General features: G+C 54.1%; 21 protein-coding genes and 1 pseudogene. 16 read left to right on the top strand and 6 right to left on the bottom strand.

Annotated elements, in window-relative coordinates; all coding sequences use genetic code 11:
- The first annotated feature begins 12 nt into the window (after nucleotides 1–12).
- From ACE41H_RS15885 to ACE41H_RS15830, 12 genes are all read left to right on the top strand, one after another.
- Nucleotides 13–1,305 carry an MFS transporter gene (locus ACE41H_RS15885; RefSeq protein ID WP_375356408.1) on the top strand — a complete coding sequence of 431 codons (1,293 nt, stop codon included), beginning with the start codon at nucleotides 13–15 and terminating at the stop codon, nucleotides 1,303–1,305.
- A gap of 9 nt (nucleotides 1,306–1,314) precedes the next feature.
- The gene (locus tag ACE41H_RS15880) at nucleotides 1,315–3,147 is read left to right on the top strand and encodes an IucA/IucC family protein (protein WP_375356407.1); all 1,833 of its coding nucleotides are present in this window, start codon (nucleotides 1,315–1,317) and stop codon (nucleotides 3,145–3,147) included.
- Nucleotides 3,137–5,074 (top strand): IucA/IucC family protein, encoded by a 1,938-nt coding sequence (locus ACE41H_RS15875; RefSeq protein WP_375356406.1) that lies wholly within the window; start codon nucleotides 3,137–3,139, stop codon nucleotides 5,072–5,074. Before ACE41H_RS15880 ends, ACE41H_RS15875 begins: the two co-directional genes overlap by 11 nt.
- Entirely contained in the window at nucleotides 5,061–5,693 is a 633-nt protein-coding gene (locus ACE41H_RS15870; RefSeq protein ID WP_375356405.1) for an RraA family protein, read from the top strand. The genes ACE41H_RS15875 and ACE41H_RS15870 overlap by 14 nt, the downstream gene beginning before the upstream one ends.
- Entirely contained in the window at nucleotides 5,690–7,030 is a 1,341-nt protein-coding gene (locus ACE41H_RS15865) for an LLM class flavin-dependent oxidoreductase (protein WP_375356404.1), read from the top strand. Before ACE41H_RS15870 ends, ACE41H_RS15865 begins: the two co-directional genes overlap by 4 nt.
- Nucleotides 7,031–7,154: 124 nt before the next feature.
- Nucleotides 7,155–8,201: an ABC transporter substrate-binding protein gene (locus ACE41H_RS15860; protein WP_375356403.1), complete on the top strand. Its 1,047-nt coding sequence runs from the start codon at nucleotides 7,155–7,157 to the stop codon at nucleotides 8,199–8,201.
- A 144-nt stretch (nucleotides 8,202–8,345) separates the two neighbouring features.
- Complete coding sequence (locus tag ACE41H_RS15855; RefSeq protein WP_375356402.1) at nucleotides 8,346–9,371, top strand: FecCD family ABC transporter permease; 1,026 nt, start codon at nucleotides 8,346–8,348, stop codon at nucleotides 9,369–9,371.
- The gene (locus tag ACE41H_RS15850; RefSeq protein WP_375356401.1) at nucleotides 9,368–10,405 is read left to right on the top strand and encodes a FecCD family ABC transporter permease; all 1,038 of its coding nucleotides are present in this window, start codon (nucleotides 9,368–9,370) and stop codon (nucleotides 10,403–10,405) included. Before ACE41H_RS15855 ends, ACE41H_RS15850 begins: the two co-directional genes overlap by 4 nt.
- A gap of 27 nt (nucleotides 10,406–10,432) precedes the next feature.
- Nucleotides 10,433–11,266, top strand: a complete 834-nt coding sequence (locus tag ACE41H_RS15845) for an ABC transporter ATP-binding protein (RefSeq protein WP_375356400.1) — start codon at nucleotides 10,433–10,435, stop codon at nucleotides 11,264–11,266.
- Nucleotides 11,267–11,489: 223 nt separating this feature from the next.
- A complete protein-coding gene (locus ACE41H_RS15840; protein ID WP_375356399.1) occupies nucleotides 11,490–12,197 on the top strand; it encodes a hypothetical protein in 708 nt (235 codons plus the stop codon).
- A 152-nt stretch (nucleotides 12,198–12,349) separates the two neighbouring features.
- Nucleotides 12,350–13,366 carry an SDR family oxidoreductase gene (locus ACE41H_RS15835; RefSeq protein WP_375356397.1) on the top strand — a complete coding sequence of 339 codons (1,017 nt, stop codon included), beginning with the start codon at nucleotides 12,350–12,352 and terminating at the stop codon, nucleotides 13,364–13,366.
- Nucleotides 13,367–13,535: 169 nt separating this feature from the next.
- Nucleotides 13,536–14,594 (top strand): LLM class flavin-dependent oxidoreductase, encoded by a 1,059-nt coding sequence (locus ACE41H_RS15830; RefSeq protein WP_375356396.1) that lies wholly within the window; start codon nucleotides 13,536–13,538, stop codon nucleotides 14,592–14,594.
- A gap of 132 nt (nucleotides 14,595–14,726) precedes the next feature.
- Here ACE41H_RS15830 and ACE41H_RS15825 read toward each other — a convergent pair.
- From ACE41H_RS15825 to ACE41H_RS15805, 5 genes and pseudogenes are all read right to left on the bottom strand, one after another.
- Nucleotides 14,727–14,873 (bottom strand): annotated as a pseudogene (locus tag ACE41H_RS15825) (DMT family transporter); the annotation flags it as partial.
- Between the two features lie 53 nt (nucleotides 14,874–14,926).
- Nucleotides 14,927–14,998: a hypothetical protein gene (locus ACE41H_RS15820; protein WP_375356510.1), complete on the bottom strand. Its 72-nt coding sequence runs from the start codon at nucleotides 14,996–14,998 to the stop codon at nucleotides 14,927–14,929.
- A 276-nt stretch (nucleotides 14,999–15,274) separates the two neighbouring features.
- Entirely contained in the window at nucleotides 15,275–15,898 is a 624-nt protein-coding gene (locus tag ACE41H_RS15815) for an acetate uptake transporter (protein ID WP_375356394.1), read from the bottom strand.
- Nucleotides 15,899–16,022: 124 nt separating this feature from the next.
- Nucleotides 16,023–16,673, bottom strand: coding sequence for a 5,6-dimethylbenzimidazole synthase (gene bluB / locus ACE41H_RS15810; protein WP_375356393.1), 651 nt, complete (start codon nucleotides 16,671–16,673; stop codon nucleotides 16,023–16,025).
- Between the two features lie 142 nt (nucleotides 16,674–16,815).
- On the bottom strand, nucleotides 16,816–17,184 hold the full coding sequence (locus ACE41H_RS15805; protein ID WP_375356392.1) for a DUF805 domain-containing protein: 369 nt from the start codon (nucleotides 17,182–17,184) through the stop codon (nucleotides 16,816–16,818).
- A 90-nt stretch (nucleotides 17,185–17,274) separates the two neighbouring features.
- Here ACE41H_RS15805 and ACE41H_RS15800 point away from each other — a divergent pair, with 90 nt between their 5' ends.
- The 3 genes from ACE41H_RS15800 (at nucleotide 17,275) to chrA (ending at nucleotide 19,660) form a co-directional block, all read left to right on the top strand.
- Nucleotides 17,275–17,487: a hypothetical protein gene (locus ACE41H_RS15800; RefSeq protein WP_375356391.1), complete on the top strand. Its 213-nt coding sequence runs from the start codon at nucleotides 17,275–17,277 to the stop codon at nucleotides 17,485–17,487.
- An 18-nt stretch (nucleotides 17,488–17,505) separates the two neighbouring features.
- Nucleotides 17,506–18,240: a Bax inhibitor-1/YccA family protein gene (locus ACE41H_RS15795; protein ID WP_375356390.1), complete on the top strand. Its 735-nt coding sequence runs from the start codon at nucleotides 17,506–17,508 to the stop codon at nucleotides 18,238–18,240.
- A gap of 250 nt (nucleotides 18,241–18,490) precedes the next feature.
- Nucleotides 18,491–19,660 (top strand): chromate efflux transporter, encoded by a 1,170-nt coding sequence (gene chrA / locus ACE41H_RS15790; RefSeq protein WP_375356389.1) that lies wholly within the window; start codon nucleotides 18,491–18,493, stop codon nucleotides 19,658–19,660.
- A 146-nt stretch (nucleotides 19,661–19,806) separates the two neighbouring features.
- On the opposite strand, the gene ACE41H_RS15785 is transcribed toward chrA, so the two are convergent.
- Nucleotides 19,807–21,075 carry a transcriptional regulator gene (locus ACE41H_RS15785; protein ID WP_375356508.1) on the bottom strand — a complete coding sequence of 423 codons (1,269 nt, stop codon included), beginning with the start codon at nucleotides 21,073–21,075 and terminating at the stop codon, nucleotides 19,807–19,809.
- Between the two features lie 727 nt (nucleotides 21,076–21,802).
- Here ACE41H_RS15785 and greA point away from each other — a divergent pair.
- The gene (gene greA / locus ACE41H_RS15780; protein ID WP_375356388.1) at nucleotides 21,803–22,279 is read left to right on the top strand and encodes a transcription elongation factor GreA; all 477 of its coding nucleotides are present in this window, start codon (nucleotides 21,803–21,805) and stop codon (nucleotides 22,277–22,279) included.
- The last annotated feature ends 200 nt before the right edge of the window (nucleotides 22,280–22,479 follow it).

Here is a 22,479-nt window from a genome sequence, read left to right as displayed (position 1 = left end):
GGTGCAGCACGCATGATGCAAAAAAAAGGAATGACAACGAAAGGAAGACTGGCGGAGATGGAAGGTTGGAAGCGTAGTTTGTACATACTCTGCGTGGGTCAGTTTCTGGCGATGGCCTCCGTCAGCTGTGTGACGCCGTTTCTGCCGCTGTATTTGCAAGAGCTCGGTGTGCATGGGCAGGCAGAAGTGATGCTCTGGTCCGGAGCGATCTACGGTGCGAATCTGCTCAGTGCCTTTTTCCTGGGCCCGTTGTGGGGGCGGCTGGCTGACCGCTACGGACGGAAGCCGATGCTGCTGCGTTCAGGCTTTGGCATGGCGTTGACCATCACGCTCATGAGCGTGGTGAGCAATCCGCTGGAACTGCTGCTGCTCCGCTTGCTTAACGGTATGCTCTCCGGCTTCAGTCCAGCTGCAATAGCACTGACCGCCAAGAACTCGCCGCAGGAGAGAAGCGGTTATGCGCTTGGTCTTCTGCACTCCAGCTCGGTTGGCGGGACGATATGCGGCCCATTGCTTGGTGGTGCGCTGGCCGATCAATTCGGCTTTGCGTCAGTGTTCCTGTATATCGGCATTGGCATTTTTGCCGCTTCCCTGGTTGTGCTATTTGGTGTACATGAGCAGCGGGAGGACAGAGGGGCCAAAGTGCAGACGAACGGACTGAGGGGTGATTTCCAGGAAATCATGTCCCGCCGTGCCATGCCTGCGCTGCTCGTCTCCGCCTTTTTGCAACGCGCGGCGATGGTGGGTACCTTGCCATTTATCCCGTTATACGTGCAAATGCTAGCCCCTGACAGCGATAATGTGGCATTGCTTGCCGGCTTCACTGCAGCAGCGATGGGTGTAGCGAATATGCTGGCCGCGCCGCAGCTCGGGCGTCTGGGCGACCGTCACGGACAGCGCCGCGTGTTGAGCGGATCGCTGCTTGGAGCTGTGCTGCTGATGATTCCGCAGACCTTTGTGCAGCAGCTATGGCAGCTGATCGTCCTGCGTTTTTGCAGTGGTGCCTGCCTTGGCGGAGTTGGTCCATCCCTGAATGTGCTTGTACGACGTTGTGCTCCGTCAGGCATGGAAAGCCGTGCCTTCAGCTATCTCAACTGTGCCCAAATGGCCGGCGGCCTGCTCGGTTCGATCGGCATGGGCTGGCTGGCTGCGGCCTTTGGTCTACGCTATATATTTGTTGGCTCAGCCATATTGCTCGCGGTCAATCTGGTCTGGATGAAGACAGCGGACCGGCACACTATGCTTGCGAATATGAATGCGGCTGAAATACAAGAAACAACGTATAAACGAAATCACGCGAGGTGAGAAAAAATTATGAAACCTTGGAATGAAATCGATACGCGCAGCCTGGCCATCCGCTCCGATGAATACGCGGCGGCAGAGCGGCGCGTACTGGGGCAATTACTTGAAGCGGTGTTGTATGAAGAAATCGCTTTGCCGGATGAAGGACTGCCGCAGGCGGGAGAGACCCGGATCACGGAGCTGGCTGGCCGATCGGCGACCGGAGAGGCCGTTCTTTACCGCTTTGCCTGTCGCCGCAGCTTCAGCTTTGGGCGTATCCGGCTGGAACGTGAATCGCTGCAGCGCATCGCGCCGGACGGGAGGACGTCACCTGCACGACTGGCGCTTTTTGTGGATGAAGTGCTCGGACAACAGCAGCAAGGAGAGCTGCTGCTTCGCTTGCAGGAGGAGCTGTCCCGTACGCTTCTGCACGATACGGAATCCCGAGCGTGGCGAGCACACGAAGGAGCGCAGCGGCTGCGTGATCATGCGGAAGGAGAATTGGATGGTCATCCGTACCATCCCTGCTACAAATCCCGCATCGGTTTTGATGCCGCCGACAATCGTCTGTACAGCCCGGAATTTGGAGAGCTGCTGCAGCCGTTATGGGTGGCTGTCGCCCGTTCACATGCGCAGCTGTCGTTGCGGCGTGGTTTGGAAGAAAGTGAATGGTTGAGGGAGGAACTGGGCGAAGCTGTTCTGGAGCGGTTTCTCTCTGTGATCGTGCATAATGGCCACCGTCCCGAAGACTACTTGTTCCTGCCTGTGCATCCGTGGCAATGGGAGCATATTGTCGTACCTGCGTTGCATGGGGAGATTGCCGATGGTATTCTGCTTCCGCTCGGACGTTCGGATGATGTCTATCGGTCACAGCAATCCATACGCAGTCTGGAAAATGTCAGCGACCGCCGCAAAGCCACGCTGAAGCTTGCGCTCGGTATTGTTAACACATCCACCCGGCGCATGCTGGCACGGCATACGGTGCTGAACGCTGCATTGGTGTCGGACTGGCTGCACGACCTGCTGGCTTCCGATCAAACGCCGGACAAGCCAGATTTTGCGCTGCTGGATGAATATGCAGGTATTGCATTGGATACGCAGGAGCTGTCGCCTTCAGTACATGAACGTGCTTCCGGCGCGCTGGGAGCGATCATGAGACGGGGCGTGGGAGCGATCTTGCGGGATGGAGAGCAGGCACTTCCGTTTGCTGCCTTGTCACATCCCGAGGGCGAGCAGGCAGCAGCGGTTAAGAAATGGATTTCCCGTTACGGAGTGAATGAATGGCTTGGAGAGCTCCTGCAGGCATCGGTTACGCCGCTGATTCATTTGCTGTATGCGCATGGGGTGGCGCTGGAGTCACATGCGCAAAATATTTTGCTGCTGCATCGCGACGGCCGTCCGGTGCGTATCGTGCTGCGCGATTTTCATGATGGCGTGCGGTTTTGCCGTCATCTGCTGCCGCAGCCGCAGCTCTGTCCGGAGCTGCATCCCGAGCCTGCTGCCCACTTGGCTCAGAATCGGCATTCCTATATGCAGACAGATGATCCGCATGCCGTGCGGGATTTTCTGCACAGTGCGTTCTTTTTCGTCTGTCTCGGAGATCTTGCCCTGTTTTTACACGAACGCCTCGGGGTAGCGGAAGAGTCATTCTGGGAGCGTGTAGCAAGTATTATCCATGATTATCAGCATCGCCATCCCGAATTCGCAGCACAGTACGGGCTGTATGATCTGTTCTCGGAGACGATTCGCATTGAGCAGCTGGCCCGCCGCCGCCTGTGGCCGGATACGCAGGTTGATCCCCGGTGGGTGCCGAATCCGCTCTATGCGTTTCGCGCAGTGAAAGGAGTGAGCGCTCATGCCAAATAAGCTGGTTGAACAGGAAGCAAAGCGACGTGTGATGGAGGATCTGTTAAACGCACTGCTGGCAGAGGAGTTACTGGACGGATTGCAGATGCTGACCCCCTCAGCCTGTGACGAGTTGGCTGAATCATACGATGTGTTCGCTGCGGCCTGGAATCTGCTGTGCAGCGAAGCGGCAGCCACCGATAAGGCTGGAGCAGGTGCAGATTTGGCAGGAGCGCTGATCGGTCTATGGCGTCTGGACGGTGCCGGAACCGCAGTCGTGTTCGGACTTCGCCGCTCGGTCGTACAGCGCTGGCGCTGTACCCCGGAAGCCGTTGTAGCGGCAAGTGTTGTTGATGGGCGAGCGCGGCTGCTGTCCCCGCCAGAGCTGATGCGTCTTGTTGCTGACAGTCATGCCGAAGCAGCGGGGATACATCCCGAGGGTACAGCGGTGTTCATCGACATGCTGCAGCAGACCGTCGCACAGATCGCCTGGTCCATGGAGCGGAGTCATCCGTACTCCGCGCTGCTGTCGTTGCCGCCTGATCGTGCGCTGCTGTCTCTGGAACGTTATGCTGCAGGGAGGGATCGCCCGTTTCATCCTGTTGCCAAGGCGAAGCTCGGCTGGGAGCGCGACGAATGCGGCCGCTTTACGGCGGAGGCGGGGCAGCCGATCCGGCTGCGCTGGATGGCCGTGCGGCGGGATCGGCTGCTGAGCGGTGATGACGCGGCGAACGTGCTGCCACAATCGCTGTTGTTGTCGGCTGTGGAGCAGCAGGAGCTGGAAAAGGAGCTCACGCAGCGAGGGCTGAACGGCACGCATATCGTTCTCCCCGTCCATCCATGGCAGATGGAGGCGATGCTGCCGCAGCGACTGCGTCCGGAGCTGGACAGCGGGGTTTGTGTTCCGCTGGATATAGAGGCAGGAACGTTTTACGCTACTTCGTCCGTGCGCTCGCTGATGAGCCTCGACGACGAGCCGTCGCGGCATGTGAAGCTGCCGCTTGGCATCCGTTCACTCGGTGGCCTGCGCTATTTGTCGGCTATCAAGATGATGAACGGCGTACGGGCCGAAGGATTGCTGCGGCAGGCCAGGCAGCTTGATCCGGTGCTGAACGAGCGGCTGTATTTATGTGAGGAAGGGCGCTGGTGGGCATTGAAGCCGCAGGACAACGACTTGTTCGCGGACGATCCGCGCCACCTCTCTGCGCTGATCCGCACTTATCCGGCAGAGTTAATGAGCGACAACAGGAAGCGACTTGTGCCGATGTCGGCGCTCGCTGCGGATAGCCGTCAGGCACTGCTGCTCGCCGAATGGCTGCAATTACGCGGTCTGCCAAATACAGCGGAGGCGGCGCTTGAATTGTTCCGCGAGATTGCGGAGACGTTCGGCGAACTGTCGCTGCGGCTGCTGCGTTTCGGTCTCGTGCCGGAGGCGCACGGACAAAATGCAGTCCTCGTTCTCCAGGAAGGACGAGTATGCGGCCTTCTGTTGCGTGATCATGATGCCCTGCGCGTCCATGTGCCGTGGCTGCATGCAGAGGGCCTGGCTGATCCTGAATATTTGCTGCGCCCTGGTGTACCGAATTCGCTGTATCATGATTCGCCGCCGCAGCTGATCGCTTTTTTCCAGATGCTTGGCATTCATGTGAATCTGTTCTCCATCATGGACAGTCTGTCCAACGCCTACAGCCTCTCTGAGGAGCGGATGTGGACGGAGCTGAAGGAAGCGCTGCAGACAGCCTTGAAGCGGGCGGCGCTGCCGGAATTGCAGGAGGCGGTCATCTCAAGCTGCCTGTTCAAAGATGAAAGCTGGCCATGGAAGCAGGTAGTACGGCCGCTGCTCGCGCAAACGGCCAAGGTGCCAGGCAGCATGCCGTACGGAAAGGGCGAGATGCCCAATCCGCTGCGTGCGGCCAGGTTGGAGGAGGTGCCGTATGCTGCGCATTGAACCTCATGCCAAGCCGCTTGCACCGGAGCTGCTGGAGCTGTATCGCGGCATACAGCCCTCCACAATCGGGCATTTGACCGATTTCGGTTATATTCGCGGGTTGCGGCCGTTGTTTCATCCGATCCGCTTGCTGGGCTCAGCACTTACGGTGCGCCTCCCCCATATGGATTCTGCGGCTCTGCGCGAGGCGCTTGAATTGGCTCAGCCGGGCGATGTGCTCGTCATCGACATGTCAGGCGACGAAGAGCGTGCCTGCTGGGGGGAGTTCCGGGCCTATAAGGCGATTGGCAAGCAGGTGGCCGGAGCGGTTGTATCCGGCTGCGTCTCCGATGCAGCGGCGCTAAGACAGCTGGGCTTCCCGGTGTTCTCGCGCGGCATCAGTGCCTTGACAACCCGTTCACTGGAGCTGGAAGGGGAGGTCAATACCTGTGTCAGCGTCGGCGGCGTGGCGGTGCGTCCAGGGGATTTGATCATCGGCGACGAGGACGGTCTGTTCGCCCTCGATCCGCTGCGGGCGGAGGAATTGGGACGGAAGGCCTTGGAGAAGCAGCAGCGGGAGCAGCGCAGCCGTGAAAAGCTCGGGTACGGGCATATTGGAGAAGGAGGAGATGGAGTATGAGTGCAGCGGAGCAAGGGAGACGTCAGCTTCATCTGAATTTGTTCATGCTCAGCACCGGGCATCATGAAGCAAGCTGGCGTCATCGTGATGCCAGTCCGCAGCTGGCAGCCGATTTTCGCTATTATAAGCGGATGGCACAGCTGGCTGAGCAGGCGAAGATGGATTCGATTTTTATTGCAGAGAAATACCGATTGAATAAAATGACGAAATACCGGGTCATCCCGCAGCTTGAAGCGTTCACGATGCAGGCGGCGCTGGCGGCGGTAACCGAGAAAATCGGACTGACCGCGACCGCCTCAACCACCTACAATGAGCCCTACCATATCGCGCGCAAGTTTGCTTCGCTGGATCATATTAGCGGCGGCCGTGCGGCCTGGAATATCGTGACCTCAACCGGTGATGCGACTGCCCGCAACTTTGGCAAGGAGAGGCACCTGGATCATTCGCTGCGCTACGAGCGGGCGCATGAGTTCGTCGAGGCAGCGGTCAGGCTGTGGACAGGCTGGGCGGAGGACGCGCTGTTGATCGATCAGGAGGCTGGTCTTTATGCTGATATGAGCCGGATCAAGGCGGCTGATTACGAGGGCAAGCATCTATCGGTGGCCGGTCCGCTCAATCTGCCGCGCTCACCGCAGGCGGTGCCGGTGCTTGTACAGGCAGGCTCCTCCGAGGATGGCCGGTCGTTCGCTGCACGGTGGGCGGAGCTGGTGTTCACGGCACAGCCTTCCATAGAGTCGGCGATTGCCTTTTATGCTGATCTGAAGGGCAGGCTGAAGGCATGGGGACGCAACAAGGAGCAACTGAAAATTTTGCCCGGGCTCATCCCCTTTATCGGCGATTCGGAAGCAGAGGCGAAGGAGAAGGAGCGTGAGCTGAATGAGCTGAGCGTATCTGATTACGGCCTGTACAATTTGTCGGCGCTGCTGCAGACGGATCTGTCCGATTGTCCGCTGGATGGCCCGCTGCCTTATGAGCGGCTGCCCGCGCCAGAGCAGGTGCAGGGCCAGCAGGCCCGCTTTCAGCTTTATGTCAATCTTGCCCGCGAGGAAAAGCTGTCGATCCGCGAGCTGATTATCCGCACGGCAGGCGGCCGCGGGCACTTCACGGTGGCGGGTACGCCCATCCAGATTGCGGATACGATGCAGCGATGGCTGGAGGCAGGCGCTGCCGATGGTTTCAATCTAATGCCACCGCTGCTCCCGTCCGGTCTTGATGATTTTGTGAGCAAGGTCGTTCCTGAACTGCAAAATCGCGGCATTTACCGCACAGAGTACAGTGGGAATACACTGCGCGAGCATTTAGGGTTAACCGGGATGTCTGCCCCGCAGCCTGTCTGAATGACTGTCGGAAATGTCCAGAACGGGTGACGCAAAAGTTCATTTTCAAGCGGATGGCTTCATGCAATAATGAGAATCAATATCAATTAAGGCTGAGATAGAAAAAAAGGGGAGTGTCATATTCATGTTTAGCTTGTTCCACAAAAGACTTCGGAGACGCTCCGGAATTATGCTTACCGCCTGTCTGCTTGTGCTGGCAGTGTTGGCCGGATGCGGTCAGGGCGGCGGGAATACTGCAAACTCCGGCAGCGGCGAAGCTTCATCGTCGCCAAGTGCGCAGGCAGGGTCGTCTTCGACGGAACAGGGAGCCTCTGCCGCAGCGAATGAGGGAGAGGAGCGGACCATCCAGCATGCGATGGGCGAGACCGTCATCAAGGGCACGCCGCAGAAGGTCGTCACCTTGTTCCAGGGGGCAACCGATGCCGCACTGGCGCTTGATGTCAAGCCTGTCGGTGCCGTTGAGGCGTGGATTGAAAAGCCGTGGTATAACTACATCCGCGACCGGATGGACGGTGTCGTGAATCTCGGCTCGGAGAATCAGCCCAACCTGGAGGAGATTGCCGCCCTTAAGCCTGATGTTATTATCGCCTCCAAAACCCGGCACGAAGAAATCTACAATCAGCTCAGCGCCATTGCGCCGACGGTCATGACGGAGGAAGTGCATATTTGGAAGGACTCGCTGGCACTGACAGCCGATGCGCTGAACAAGAAGACTGAGGAGCAGGCGTTTTTGCAGCGTTGGGAGAGCGAGGTTGCCGATTTCAAGGAGAAGATGGGGGACAAGTTGAACCAGCAGGTTAGCATTGTCGATTTCCGCGCTGACCATGCACGTATCGTCTACAGCGGCTTCTCGGCACTTGTGTTGGACGAGCTCGGAATTGCGCGTCCGGAGGTACAGAAGGGCGAGGATTGGGGAGTTAAGCTGGTATCGAAGGAAAATATTCCGCAAATGGATGCTGACATTATTTTCGATCAGACGAGCACAGACCGGGATGATGGCCGACTTGACCTGCGCAAGGAGTGGACAGAGCACCCGCTCTGGAAGAATCTCAAGGCGGTAAAGGCGAACCGTGTCTACCAGGTCGATACGGCTGTCTGGAATAACGGCTCAGGTCCATTGGCGGCGGAAGAGATGCTTAAGGATCTTAAGGAATTCTACGAACTGGATTGATGAGCGGCAAGCAGCAGAAGTGCTAAGCGGTATTCTTCGGAAACGCTGCTGTTGCTGCGGATAGCGGCGGCCGATAAGGCTGCCGCTTCTGTATTTTTCGCTTTTGTCGCCATCTGTTGCTACATGAGATAGGGGAGGATCACCGTGAAGCCACTTTTGCAACGTAACGGCAGCAAGCTGCTCGGCCTTGCGGCTGCACTGCTGCTGCTGGCAGTCGCCTTCATCGCCAGCATCGCACTCGGAACGACGTCAATCGCTCCGTCCAAAACGCTGGAGGCGCTCGTCGAATACAACCCGGCCGACAACGAGCAAGTTATCATCATGACTACGCGTGTGCCGCGCGCCGCGTTCGCACTGGCAGTCGGAGCAGCGCTGGCGGCCGCCGGGGCGCTAATGCAGGCGCTCACGCGCAACCCGCTTGCCTCGCCGGGGCTATTCGGGATCAATGCCGGCGCTGTACTTGCGGTTGTGCTGGCTCTCACGCTCCTGCCACTGTCTTCGCTGTCGCAGCTGGTATGGGCGGCCTTTGCAGGCGCTGCAGTAGCAGCGCTGCTTGTATATGCGCTCGGCTCGCTGGGGGGCGGCGGTCTGGCGCCGATTCGCCTCGTGCTTGCCGGCTCTGCACTCAGCGCATTATTCGGTGCAATCACCCAAGGCGTACTTGCGCTGGACGAATCGGGCTTGCAAAATGTACTGTTCTGGCTTGCGGGTTCGGTTGCCGGCAAAGAGCTGCCGCTGCTGCAGCAGTTGCTGCCATACATGATCACCGGTGGTATTGCGGCGCTGGCGCTGGGCTATCCGCTGACTGTACTTAGCTCCGGCGAGGATGTGGCGAAAGGCCTCGGACAGCGCATCGTGCTGGTCAAGGCGGTCGCCGCGGCAGCGGTCGTTCTGCTTGCCGGCAGTGCGGTAGCGGCGGCTGGAGCGATTGGCTTCGTTGGCCTGGTCATGCCGCATTTTGCCCGCTATCTGGCCGGAACAGATTATCGCTGGATCATTCCTTACAGTGCCGTGCTTGGGGCAATCCTGCTGCTCGCCGCTGATATTGTCGCCCGTTTTCCGGTACAGCCAGGAGAGCTTCCGCTCGGTGTCGTAACCGGGTTGATCGGAATGCCGTTCTTCATCTACATCGCCCGTACCGGGTTTCGCGGGAAGGAGGCAGCAGGATGAGCCGTCTCATTCCGATTCGCAGCAGCCGGGAGAGGGTGTCCATGCTTGCAGACAAGCGTACGGTCCTGACGCTGCTCGCCTTGCTGCTCCTCCTGCTGACTGCATTCGTGCTGGGAGCCTGCCTGGGCAGCAAATGGGAATCACCGCTGCAGGTGCTGCGTACACTTGTTGGCTATAAGGGTGATTCTGCTTTCGTCATCGGTACGCTGCGTCTGCCCCGGCTTGTACTGGCTATATTGGCGGGAGCAGGACTGAGTGTCGCCGGAGCTGTGCTGCAGGGAGTCATCCGCAATCCGCTCGCCTCACCGGATGTGCTGGGGATGACTGGTGGCGCATCTGTCGCCGCCGTTGCTTTTATTGCCTTTTCGGATGGCGATCTCAGCATCCGCTGGCTGCCGGTCGCCGCCATGTCCGGCGCGGCTCTTGTATCAGGCATGATCTATGCCCTTGCCTGGAAGAACGGGGTATCGCCGATCCGTCTCGTACTGATCGGCATCGGTATTTCGGCCGGGGCAAGCTCATTGACCATGTTCATGCTGTCCTTCAGCTCAATCACTACCGCCAGCAAGGCGTATGTTTGGCTTGCTGGCAGCGTGTACGGAGCTTCATGGGAGCAGGTGCTAACCCTGTTGCCGTGGACCTTGCTGTTCATACCGCTGGCGATGACAGGGGCACGGCACCTGAACGTGCATGAGCTGGGAGAGCAAGTGGCAGCTGGCGTGGGCGCAGCTGTGCAGCGGCAGCGTCTTGGACTGCTCCTTATTACTGTGGCGCTGGCCGGGTCGGCGGTTGCGCTTGTTGGAGCCGTCGGATTCATTGGCCTGCTCGGGCCCCATATCGCACGCAGGCTTGTCGGTCCTTCGTATGGCGGATTGCTGCCAGCCGCCGCACTGGTCGGAGCTTTGCTGCTGCTGCTGGCTGACACCGCGGGACGAACGCTGTTTCAGCCGTTGGATATTCCGGCAGGCGTATTCACAGCGGCGATAGGCGCTCCATTTTTTATCATGCTGCTTCTGCGCCATCGTCGCCAATAAACAGAAACAGGATAAGGAGTGGTGTCCATGCTACAGGCGGGCGGTCTCGACATTCAGGAATTGACAATGTCCTACGGAGGGGATCCGGTTATTGAGGGACTGGATCTGCAGCTATTGGCTGGAAAAATTACGGTGTTCGTCGGCAGCAACGGCTGCGGCAAATCGACGCTGTTGCGCGCAGTGGCACGATTATTGCGGCCACAGCGGGGCAGCGTGTTCCTGGACGGCAAGGATCTGCTGCAGCTGCCAACGAAGGAGGTGGCCCGCAAGCTGGCCATCTTGCCCCAGGGGCCGACCGCTCCCGAAGGGTTGACAGTGCTGCAGCTTGCAAGGCAAGGGCGTTATCCGCATCAAAGCTGGTTGAAGCAATGGAGCCGCGAAGATGAGCGAATCGTGCGGGAGGCGTTGCATAAGACCGGGATGAGCACCTATGCGGAGCGTACCGTCGATTCGCTGTCCGGTGGCCAGCGGCAGCGGGCCTGGATCGCCATGACACTCGCGCAGGATACGGATTGGCTGTTGCTCGACGAGCCGACGACTTATCTCGACCTGGCGCATCAGATCGAAATTCTTGATCTTTTGTTCGAGCTGAATGAACGGGAAGGACGCACGGTCGTGATGGTGCTGCATGATCTGAATCTTGCTTGCCGATACGCACACCATATTGTGGCTGTGCATGATAAATCCGTGTGGGCCGAGGGGCCGCCTGAGGTTGTGCTAACGAGGGAAATGGTCGAGACCGTGTTCGGTCTGAGCTGTGAGATTGATACCGATCCCATTTTCGGGACACCTTTGGTTATTCCGCACGGCAAAGGCAGAAGACTAAAGCAGCGTCCAAAGAAGGAAAGGCAGTACGTCTAACCTGAGGGGGGAAATGGGACAACAGATACAACGGCAACTGAATAAGATAAAAAAGATAACAGCCACTCCAGCATGATGGGAGTGGTTGTTATTCATGTTCATAGTTGCATCGGAGAGTACATCTATTGATATCGAATCATTTGCAAAGATCTGAAATGGAAGCGGAACCTTTTTGTGGTATAATCCGTCTGTTAAGGGAAACCGATCGCGAAGGAGAGAGTTGATGACGATTAAAAACATAAGCTGGATGGCCGTGCTGATCGTTGTTCTTCTGCTTGCCGCATGCAGCGGATCGCCCGAAGCCGCTACGGAGCCGCAGGAACAGGAGCCACCCCAGGAACAGACGCAGGAGCAATCCCAGGAGCAGGTGCAAGAGCAGCAGGAGCCGTCACAAAATCAGCCGGTAGATGACCTGGAAGGGCAGCCTCCGACCGTATCGGAAGCGGCAACGACTGTGATGAGATCGCTTAAAAATGGGGATATGAGCCAGATTGCCGCATGGGCCCATGCCGAGAAAGGGGTCCGTTTCTCGCCCTATGCTTATGTCGATACCAAAACAGACCTTGTATTCAAGCAGGATGAGCTTGAGGGTTTGATGAAAGACCCTACGGAGCGTGTATGGCGCACGTTTGCAGGTTCCGGAGAGGTGATCGAGATGCCGTATGCGGAGTATCATAAGCAGTTTGTCTATGATGCGGACTTTTTGGAGGACGCCGAGATTTCGGTAAACAAGGTGCTTGGAGAGAGCACAACGGTCAACAACCTGAACGAGGTATATTCTGCCGATCAATATGATTTTGTGGACTACTATATTAAGGGTACCGATCCCGGAGCGGACGGGATGGATTGGCGCAGTCTGCGTCTCGTCTTCGAGAAGATCGGACCGGATCATGCGCTTGTAGGAATCGTACACGATCAGTGGACACCGTAAATTTGGAGGAACGACGGCTTCGGACCCCAAAGAAGAAGTTGAGCCGTCATTTTGAAATAATTGTGATTGCCAGGTACACGTGGTATGGTAAAAAAAGATTAAGCATATAAGTTTTCATCTGGCTCATTTCATTCATTCTGGGAGGTGCAATTGTGAGAGCGCTGTTTATCGGAGGGACGGGAACGATCAGCTCAGCGATCACCAGGCAGCTATTGAAGCAAGGGGTCGAGCTATATTTGCTGAACCGGGGCAGCCGGAATGAGCTGCTGCCGAAGGATGCGCATATCCTTCAGGCGGATATTAATGATGAATACTACGTAGCCCTGCTGATTGAAAGCCTGAATTTTGATGTAGTGGTTGATTTTATCGGTTTTGAGCCTGCCCATGTAGAACGTGATTACCGCCTGTTTCGGGGGAAAACAAAACAGTTTATATTTATCAGCTCGGCTTCTGCGTATCAAAAGCCTTTGTCCGATTACCGAATTACGGAAGGAACGCCTTTGTCCAATCCGTACTGGCAGTATTCCAGAGACAAGATTGCCTGCGAAGAGTATTTGATGAATCAGTATCGCGATCACGGCTTTCCGGTAACGATTGTAAGACCAAGCCATACCTATGACGAACGTTCCATCCCGCTTGGGGTTCATGGAAGCAATGGCTCCTGGCAGGTGGCCAAACGCATGCTGGAGAATAAACCCGTTATTGTTCACGGCGACGGAACTTCGCTGTGGACGATGACGCATAACAGCGATTTTGCCAAGGGTTTTATTGGACTGTTAGGCAATATTCATGCGATCGGGGAAACCGTTCATATTACTTCGGACGAGACGGTGACCTGGAATCAGATTTATGAAATCATTGCTGATGCGCTTGGTGTCAAGCTGAACGCAGTGCATGTTCCATCCGTATTCCTGGCTGCTTGCAGCAAGCAGGATCTCAGAGGCTCTTTGCTGGGGGACAAGGCGAATTCCGTTGTCTTCGATAATTCGAAGCTGAAAAGGCTCGTTCCCGGCTTCGCGGCAACGACCCGGCTTGACCAGGGGATCAAGCACACGGTTGAGTACATTTTGACTCATCCCGAATATCAGAGGGAAGACCCGGAGTTTGATCAATGGTGTGATGAGGTCATCTCTACCATGCAGCAGGGTTTCGCCAAATTGAATAGTTAAAATTAAAGAGTGCCTTGTCGGGCACTCTTTTTTTCGTTGGATTACAAATCTGCTAACGGCAGGACTTGCAAAGTTGCGGAAAATAGTTCAATATAAAGATATTCGATTTAATGTTATCTTTCGGCAAGCTTTCAACAAAAATGGATATGAACCAGGAGGGGACAGTTCAGTGGAAATAGGGATTAGCACATTTGTAGAAACAACGCCGGATGTTGCAACCGGTGAGCTTATAAGCCATGCGCAGCGCATTCGTGAGGTGGTTGAAGAAATAGTCCTTGCGGATAAAGTAGGGCTGGATGTATACGGGGTGGGCGAGCACCATCGCCAGGATTATGCGGCATCCTCCCCCGCCGTGGTGCTGGCTGCTGCTGCGTCGCAGACGACACGCATCAGGCTCACCAGCGCGGTTACAGTGCTGTCTTCTGCCGATCCGGTGCGGGTGTTTCAGGATTTTGCCACATTGGATGGTATCTCCAACGGGCGGGCGGAGATTATGGCAGGTCGCGGCTCCTTTATCGAATCGTTCCCGCTGTTCGGTTATGATCTGAACGATTATGATGAGCTGTTCGACGAGAAGCTGGAGCTGCTGCTGAAACTGCGGGAGTCCGAGAAGGTGACCTGGAAAGGCGGCCACCGCCCGGCGATCAACAATCTGGGCGTATATCCGCGCCCGGTACAGAATCCGTTGCCGGTGTGGATCGGCAGCGGGGGCAATACGGAATCTGTCATCCGCGCGGGCCTGCTCGGCCTGCCGCTCGTGCTGGCGATCATCGGCGGCAGACCGGTTCAGTTTGCCCCACTCGTGGAGCTGTATAAAAAAGCGGCTGCCCACGCCGGACATGACGCATCCCTGCTGCCAGTGGCGTCGCACTCGCACGGATTTATTGCGGATGATCTGGAGACGGCTGTGGAGAAATTTTTCCCGCCTACCCAGGCGGTCATGAGCCAGCTTGGGAAAGAGCGGGGCTGGGGCCCATATACCAGAGCCACCTATGATGCCGCACGCAGCCCTGAAGGAGCGTTGTATGTGGGAGACCCGGACACGGTGGCCCGCAAGATCATTGATCTGCGCAAGAACGTGGGCATTACTCGCTTTATGCTGCATGTTCCGCTCGGCACCATGCCCCATGAGGATGTAATGCGTGCGATTGAGCTGCTGGGAACCGAGGTAGCGCCGCGGGTGCGGGAAGAAATAGCGCAGTGGGAAGCCGAGAACGGGATCAAGTAAAACCTGGAGAAGTTGATTATAGAGAACACGCAAAAGCTTGAAAAAGAAGCTATGTCCCTTCCACTATGATTTGGGGGCATAGCTACTTTAATTTTCAGAGCAGAAAAGTGAAATCGTGTTACGAATCTGCCATTAACTGAAGTTTTTTAAACCAACAACAGATACAATGATGCCAAGCATGCATAGAATCCGCAGCCAGCTTTTCGACTCATGGAAAAAGAACATGCCGACAACTGCGGCCCCGACGGTTCCAATACCGGTCCACACGGCATAAGCCGTAGCGCCCAGCTCTTTCAAGGCAGTGATATGATGCAGTATCCTCAATTCCTCATTTAAATAGTAACGATAACCCGAATCGGCTCCTGGGCAGGCTTAAGGATCCCGACCTCATCGTAGTAACGCAATGTGCTGATGGGGATCTTTGTTTTTTTTGAGACAGCTGTCCGATAGTGTACATGCCAATCCTCCTTTCGGTTTTGATGATAAAGTCTAAAGTATACTTGAGAGTCAAGGGGGAAAAAGCCGTTCAATCGCGGATCGGCGCAATTGAACGGCTACGGAATGTTTTTGTTAAGATTCAGAAAGTATAAACTTCCTGGTGTATGCTTCCTGGAATCGCAAGAAAAACTACTGCTAAACGCGGTCTGTCTTCTGTGAATGTACGTCGATAGACGTTTCTCTTATGAACGTGGCTTAAAGATGCCAAAAGGGCGGCCAACCGGCAGAAACACCCGGCCAAAATGCGTATTCAGCACGGCAGCGCCCGCTCCATAAAGCGAAAGCAGTGCAATTCCCAATTCGGAATAAGCTGCCAGCGTATGGAATACTTCGGGAACGACCCCGAAGGCATCCAGAGTCAGACCCAGGAATAGCAGGTCGATCAATACGAAAATAAAGAATAATACCTTGTGCGTTTCCATCGCTCCGATGGTCATGAACAGCGTGAAGACAAGATACCCGGCAAAAGCAAATCCGAGCTGCTTGCCGTCCGCGCTGGATGCCAGCTCCGGCCCGAATGCCCCCAGCTTGATCAGCCAGCTTCCTGCGGTAGCAAACCAGAAAAATGCGTATGCCCCAAAGGCGGTCATGCCAAAGGTATTGTTATGCCTCGCATCATGGATACAGGCGAAGAGCTGGGCGCAGGCGCCAAGAAAGAGCGCCCATGGGATTACGAGACTCAGCCCATCCGTTAAGCCGAGCTTCTGGGAGGAAGCGACGAGCGTAACGATGGCTAGTCCGAACAGACCGATGGCGCTTGGATCGGCCGTTACAATTTTGATGCTGGATTGCGATTCGTTGTGCATGTTCTAAACTTTTTAAGCCTCCAGTAAATGCAGGTTCAGCCTGCTTAAGTTTGCATATCCTTCTGCCGATTCCAGAATTCTACCGAACTATTTTACCGTAAAATGAGGTCGGCGTACATGAATATTATGTTACGCTTGCGCTGTCCCAATGCTCGTGATAGATCAAATCCTGCAATGCTCTCCTCTTTTCCCAATTGGCGGTCTCCAGTATCGGTTTGGATGGATAATGCTCCGTATAACCGACAGACAGCAGGGCGACCGGATCAATATGGGGCGGAATGTTTAAGATGTCCCGTACATCGTTTTTTTTGTAAAAGCTGACCCAGCCGAGCGCCAGACCCTCCGCACAAGCCGCCAGCCACATATTCTGGATAGCGCATGCCGTGGACATCAGATCGGTTTCGGGTATGGAGTTCCGGCCCAGCACATGAGAGCCGCCGCGTGTAGGATCACATGTCACACAGATCGTTAGCGGTGCCTGCATGATTCCTTCCACCTTCAGGCTTAGAAATTGCTCTTTCTTTTGCTCTTCATAATGAATGGCGAGCGCTCGTCGTTCCTTGTCGGCTGCCCAGGCTAGGCGTGCTTTGGTATCTTCTCCGGTCACCAGAATAAAATTCCACGGCTGCATGAAGCCTACCGACGGACCGTGATGCGCGGCCTGCAAAATTTTGTGGATCAAGTTCTCCGGAACGGGCTTGTCCAAGAATGTCCGGATATCCCTCCGTGTGTAAATGACTTTGTACAATGCTTCCTTTTCCTGTTCACTAAACATATAGATCAGCTCCTTAGCGGGATCAAGCGGCTATTTTTTGCTGGTAATATAAGATGAATCAAAACAAGGACCTTCCCGCAAGTCATCCGAAGATGGTTCAGGGAGGGCCCTTTATTTTAGATTACAGCTCTGCGGTCTCTATTTAGAATTTCAGATTTGGATTAGCTCCGTGTTTTGGATTAGGTCCGTATTGATTGTCCCCGAATCGGCTGTCTTGAATCATGAACACGATCAGAATGATGGACCCAATGAGAGGAATCAGATTGAGCAGAAGCCACCAGCCGCTTCTTCCGGTGTCATGCAGTCTGCGAGCGCCCACGGCCAGGGACGGCAGCAGAACGGCCAGGCCATAAATCGTGGTCAAGACCTGACCAATACCGAGCAAGGCTTCCAGCACGGAAAGTACAATGGTAACGCCAAAGTTAAAAAGAACGAACATCCAGTACTCTTCTCTTCTCGCCCGTCCCTGGAAGCCTACGTAATTTTTTAAAACTGATACATACCAATTCATGATTTCCCTCCTGTAAAGTGTATATGTATGGCGGAAAGAGTATAAACCGCGTCCACACATTTAGTTATTATCGGAGAACAGCTTGCAAGTTTGAATCATACCGGCGACTTAAATTTTGAGCCGGAGTTACGTGTTCAAGCAAATGTACTCGAAAAAGAGCAACTTAAGTCATATTACGGATGCGAAACCTTTGCTGTTTCTCTCAGGCCAAAGGTAAGAGCAAAGAGCGAGTGTATATGCCTTGAATTACCAGGTTTTTACTTTGGTAATGGTTTAGTCTATGATAAAGTTGAAAAAAAATGACTTTGTAGGGGGATTATCTTGATTGGACGCAGTGGCAATCCGACTTTGAATGATAACACTTTTGACCGCCATGACTTTGCACATGACCCGATGACGATTGGCGGTACGGTAAACAAGGCGTTTATGACGCTTGCCCTGCTTATAGCGGCGGCCATTGTATCCTGGACGATGTACTTCAATGGTTACAACGTCGGAGGTTTGGCCATCGGCGGCGCTGTGGTGGGCTTTATTTTGGCGCTAGTCATCAGCTTTAAGCCTTCGGCCGCACCGTACCTGGTTCCGGTCTATGCGGTGGCTGAGGGAACATTCCTGGGGGCGCTCTCCGCAACCTACGAAACGCTCTATTATGGCATTACCATGCAGGCGGCTCTGATCACCATCAGTGTATTCATCGCTCTGCTGATCGCGTACAAAACGCGCATGATCCGGGCAACGGAGAACTTCAAGCTCGGCATATTTGCTGCCACGGCAGGGATTGCTATCGTTTATCTGCTGAGCTTTATCCTTGGTTTGTTTGGAATAACGGTTCCTTACCTGCATGATAACAGTCTGATCGGCATCGGAATTTCCGTGGTCATCGTCATTATTGCGGCATTGAATTTTGTACTGGACTTTGATTTTATCGAAAGCGGAGCGCAGCAAGGGGCGCCGAAATATATGGAGTGGTACGGGGCCTTCGGCCTGATGGTCACGCTCGTATGGCTGTATGTGGAGATTATCCGTCTGCTGGCCAAGCTGCGCAGCCGGGATTAATATTTAAAGGTATGGTCGCCTTATAGGCGGCCTTTTTGCTGTGCTGTAAAGCTTCGGTACCGCGTGGGCCAGAGAAGGTGATTGTGGACTGCTTCCAAAGGGAGAGAGCAATCCAAATCGGACAATCGTGAAATAGAATTGATATTGTGATGATGGAAACCGGCAACATCGTTAACAAAAGGCAGCGATAATAGAACAGCGAGGTCTACTACTGAGCGGATAAGAATGAGTTGGAGTGACGACTAAAAAGATGAACAATATAAAGTCATGGCTGGAGATTCTGGGCGTGTCCGCCAAGCTGGGTCTGACCTCCTTTGGAGGTCCCGTCGCTCACTTGGGCTATTTTTATAACGAGTATGTCCGGCGCCGAAAATGGATGGATGAACAAAGCTACGCCGATCTGGTGGCGCTGTGTCAATTTTTGCCCGGCCCTGCAAGCAGTCAGGTGGGGATAGGCATCGGCTTGATCCGGGGCGGCTGGATCGGGGCGCTTGCCGCCTGGATCGGTTTCACCCTGCCTTCGGCTGTGGTCATGGCGCTGTTTGCTTACCTGATACAGGGAACGGATACTCTGAATGCTGGCTGGATCCACGGGTTGAAGCTGGTGGCGGTGGCGATTGTCGCTCAGGCTGTATGGGGGATGGGACAGAAGCTCGCACCTGACCGCAGCAGGGCGACTATTGCCATACTAGCCGCCGTAATGGTTCTGCTGTGGCCAACGGCTTTAAGCCAGCTGATTGTTGTGTTTGCCGCCGGAGTCGCAGGTTTAGTTCTGTACCGCAGTACGAACGCCACGGCCATTGCTGATACACAGGTACCTGTCAGCCGCAAAGCGGGGGCTGCCTGTCTCCTTATATTTGCGGCGCTCCTGTTCCTGCTGCCGCTGCTTCGAGAGGCATTTCCGTCTTTCCGGCTTGCTTTGTTCGACAGCCTTTACAGAGCAGGCTCGCTGGTGTTTGGCGGCGGACATGTCGTGTTGCCACTGCTGGAAAGGGAGACCGTACCGTCAGGCTGGGTCAGCAGGGAGCAGTTTCTGGCCGGTTATGGAGCTGCCCAGGCCGTTCCCGGCCCGCTGTTTACGTTCACCGCATATATCGGCGCTGTTGCGGACGGTTGGCAGGGAGCATTGGTCGCCACACTGGCCATCTTTTTGCCTGCTTTTTTGCTCGTTGGCGGCGCCCTGCCTTTCTGGACGCTCGTCCGCAGTCTTCCCTGGGCCCAGGGAGCACTGGCGGGAGTAAATGCCGCCGTGGTCGGAATATTGCTCGCTGCGCTCTATGATCCGATATGGACGAGCGCCATCCGGGGAGCCCTGGATTTCGCAATAGCAGCCATCCTCTTTGTCATGCTGATTTTCTGGAAGCTGCCGCCCTGGGTAGTGGTCATTGCCGGAGCATTGGCGGGTGCTTTTCTTGGCTAGGGAAGGGAAGGGGAATGTCACCTCCGGAAAGATTAAACGTAAAAAGCTGGCCTGTCTGGTTCGATTATGAAACTTTTTATGCATCGCCCTTATGGCCCAGAACTTGGTGAAGCGACGGCGTTTGTACAGGGATAGTAAATAAAAGGCTAACGACGGTTAAGAGCAAGACGATTGTTTTTTTCATTTTGGTACACCTCTTTAAAAAGTTTTTGGTATTTCAACTGTGTTTCGGAATCTGCATGTTCCCTGAAATACTCAAATAAACCCACACATTTAACTGTGTTGCTGTCATAGTTTATTGTAGCCGATTTTGCCAAACTGTTTAATAAATATTTGAATCCAGCCTTAACCTCGCCTTTTCGCAAGTAGTATTCAGATAATTCACTGAGTAAGCGTGTAAATCGTTCTGCGTTTAATCTCTTATTGTGAATCCCCGGTAAGTCTTCTGCTTCTAATAACAACAGAATCTCCGGCCCGAAATGCTCGAAAATTTCATCCACATTAATATGAAACCGGTTCGCCAATCCAGCAATGTTAAGCAAGGACAGGAGAATGTCATCCTTTTGAGTATCAATATATGCTATATATTCCGACAGTACGCTCAAATCTCCGGAAAACAATTTGGTGACATACATATTCGTTTTTGCCCATTCTTGAAAAAGATCTTTCCAGCGCAAAATCTCTGCATCGTTTTCCTTAACCCAACTCAAATCCGTATAATTTAGAATAAATTGCAGAGCCTGACCATATTCTCCGAGCTCATGACACACCTCACCACGAAGCAAATCACTGAATGCAATATATACAAACAACGGTCTGCTCAGTTTGGAATAAAGGTCTTCCCCACTTCTCTTTTTCCGGGTCTCTGAAAAGTAATGCCTTCTTGCTCTGCTTCCCATCATTTCTGCAAACTTATCCATTTTGTCCCACTTCCGCAGGGAACGATAGACGTTCGCCAAATCCTTGAGCGCATCTAATTGCATGACCTCGTCCAACCGTTCCACGTACGGCTCGAATTGGGCGGCGACCTGCAAATTTTGCGCCTGATCTTCACCTAATCGGATCGTAAACAAGCGGTATTGGCAGAGGGCCAGACGTTCGGAATGCTGGGAGTGCTCCGTGATGGCCACACTTTCGTAAAGAATGGCGGCGGCTTCTTTTTTTCCCTCCCATAGCAGATCTTCCGCCGCATCAAACAGCACGGGACAATATACGATGTTATCCAGCAGCCAGCCGGTGACATACCTAATGCAATCCAGCTTGTTCAATTCGGCACATCTGAATATGAAGGGTCTGAGCCGTCTCCAATTCGGCTGGGTTGCAGCAATATTCTCTTGATGTATGTATAATTCGTAAAAATGTCCCTCGGGAAGCCCCATCAGTGAGGTGATCCGGTCAAGCTGATTCACCGACATGACTCTGCCGCCAGTGAAGATTGAGCTGAGAGTCCCTACATTCAGTCCCGTTTTGCGTCCTAAATCGCTGAGTGGGAGCTGTTCACGCTCCATAAATTTTTCAACTTCCGAGCGTATGCTGGTGATGTTGCTCATATGAAACCACTCCTTCATAAGTTGACATGTTCCGTAAATTCCTGATGTCAAACAAATGATGAGAAACCGATAGGCTCCCCTTCACCAAACAAACCTAGAATATTTTTCCTGTCTGAATCAGTATACTGCTTTTTGGCAGGGATGTGTATATTTTTCAGGTGTTTTCTTGATAAAAATTTGCTTAAAATGTCGTAATTAAGTCATAAAATATCAGCGATGCCAACACAGAATGCGTCGAGCTGGATGTCCAAACCCACTTTTTTCGTCGTATAAAGGAGTATGAAGGGAAATCTGGTTCCGTTTAAAGTAAGAAGTAGCCGATGCATGACATGGAGATCGCAGCCGTTGCTTGATTGGGGTTCTAGGACGGGGGGGAGGGTCATGTTTATAACTTCCAAATTACATCGCCAAACAACTCTCCCATTAAATCATCAGATTCAGATGGTTTATATTTTCTCGTGATCTTCAATGATCAGAATGTTGAGCATGCTGCTCGGGTCCTTCGTAAACGTTCATCTTTTCCATATAACGAATAGAAAGACGAAAGGGAATCGGGTAAAATAGAAGGTAAGAGCGCAAGGGGGTGTAACGAATGAGCAATGAGGAAACGATTTTAACGAAGGAAGGCCTGGCGAAGCTGGAAGAGGAGCTTCGTGAGCTCAAGGGCACCAAAAGGAGAGAGCTCGCCGAAAGGCTGAAGGTTGCCATCAGTTACGGAGATCTGAAGGAGAATAGCGAATATCATTCCGCCAAGGAAGACCAGGCTTTTATGGAGACCCGGATTTTGCAGCTGGAACGGATGCTGAAGACGGCCCGCGTGGTGGACGCCAATCAAATAAACCTGGAAAAGGTCAGCGTTGGCTCTGTTGCGGTGCTCAACGATATTGAATTCAACGAGAAGATCGAGTACCGGGTCGTGGGGCCGGCAGAGGCGAATGTGGAGGAAAACTCCATTTCGTATGAAAGCCCGCTCGGCAAAGAGCTTCTTGGCAAAAAAGTCGGTGACATCATCAGTGTGGATGCTCCGGTCGGCGTTCTGAAGTACGAGCTGCTGGAGATTAAAATGTAACGGAACGGAAAAAAAGGCCATCTACTGCATAGAAGCAGGTAGATGGCTTTCTGGTGTCAGCCCAGTATATCCTGAAGCGCACTGTCAAGCTGCTCGAAGCGGAACGTATACTCCTCGTTCAGCGAGAGCGTTTAAACTTCCGTGTAATTGGTAACAATATCCATAAAGGAGATGTTACCCATGGAAGTGAGCAAAAACGA

Origin of the sequence: Paenibacillus enshidis (assembly GCF_042136365.1) — a bacterium.
Taxonomy (GTDB): domain Bacteria; phylum Bacillota; class Bacilli; order Paenibacillales; family Paenibacillaceae; genus Paenibacillus; species Paenibacillus enshidis.
This window is presented reverse-complemented; position numbering and strand designations above follow the sequence as displayed.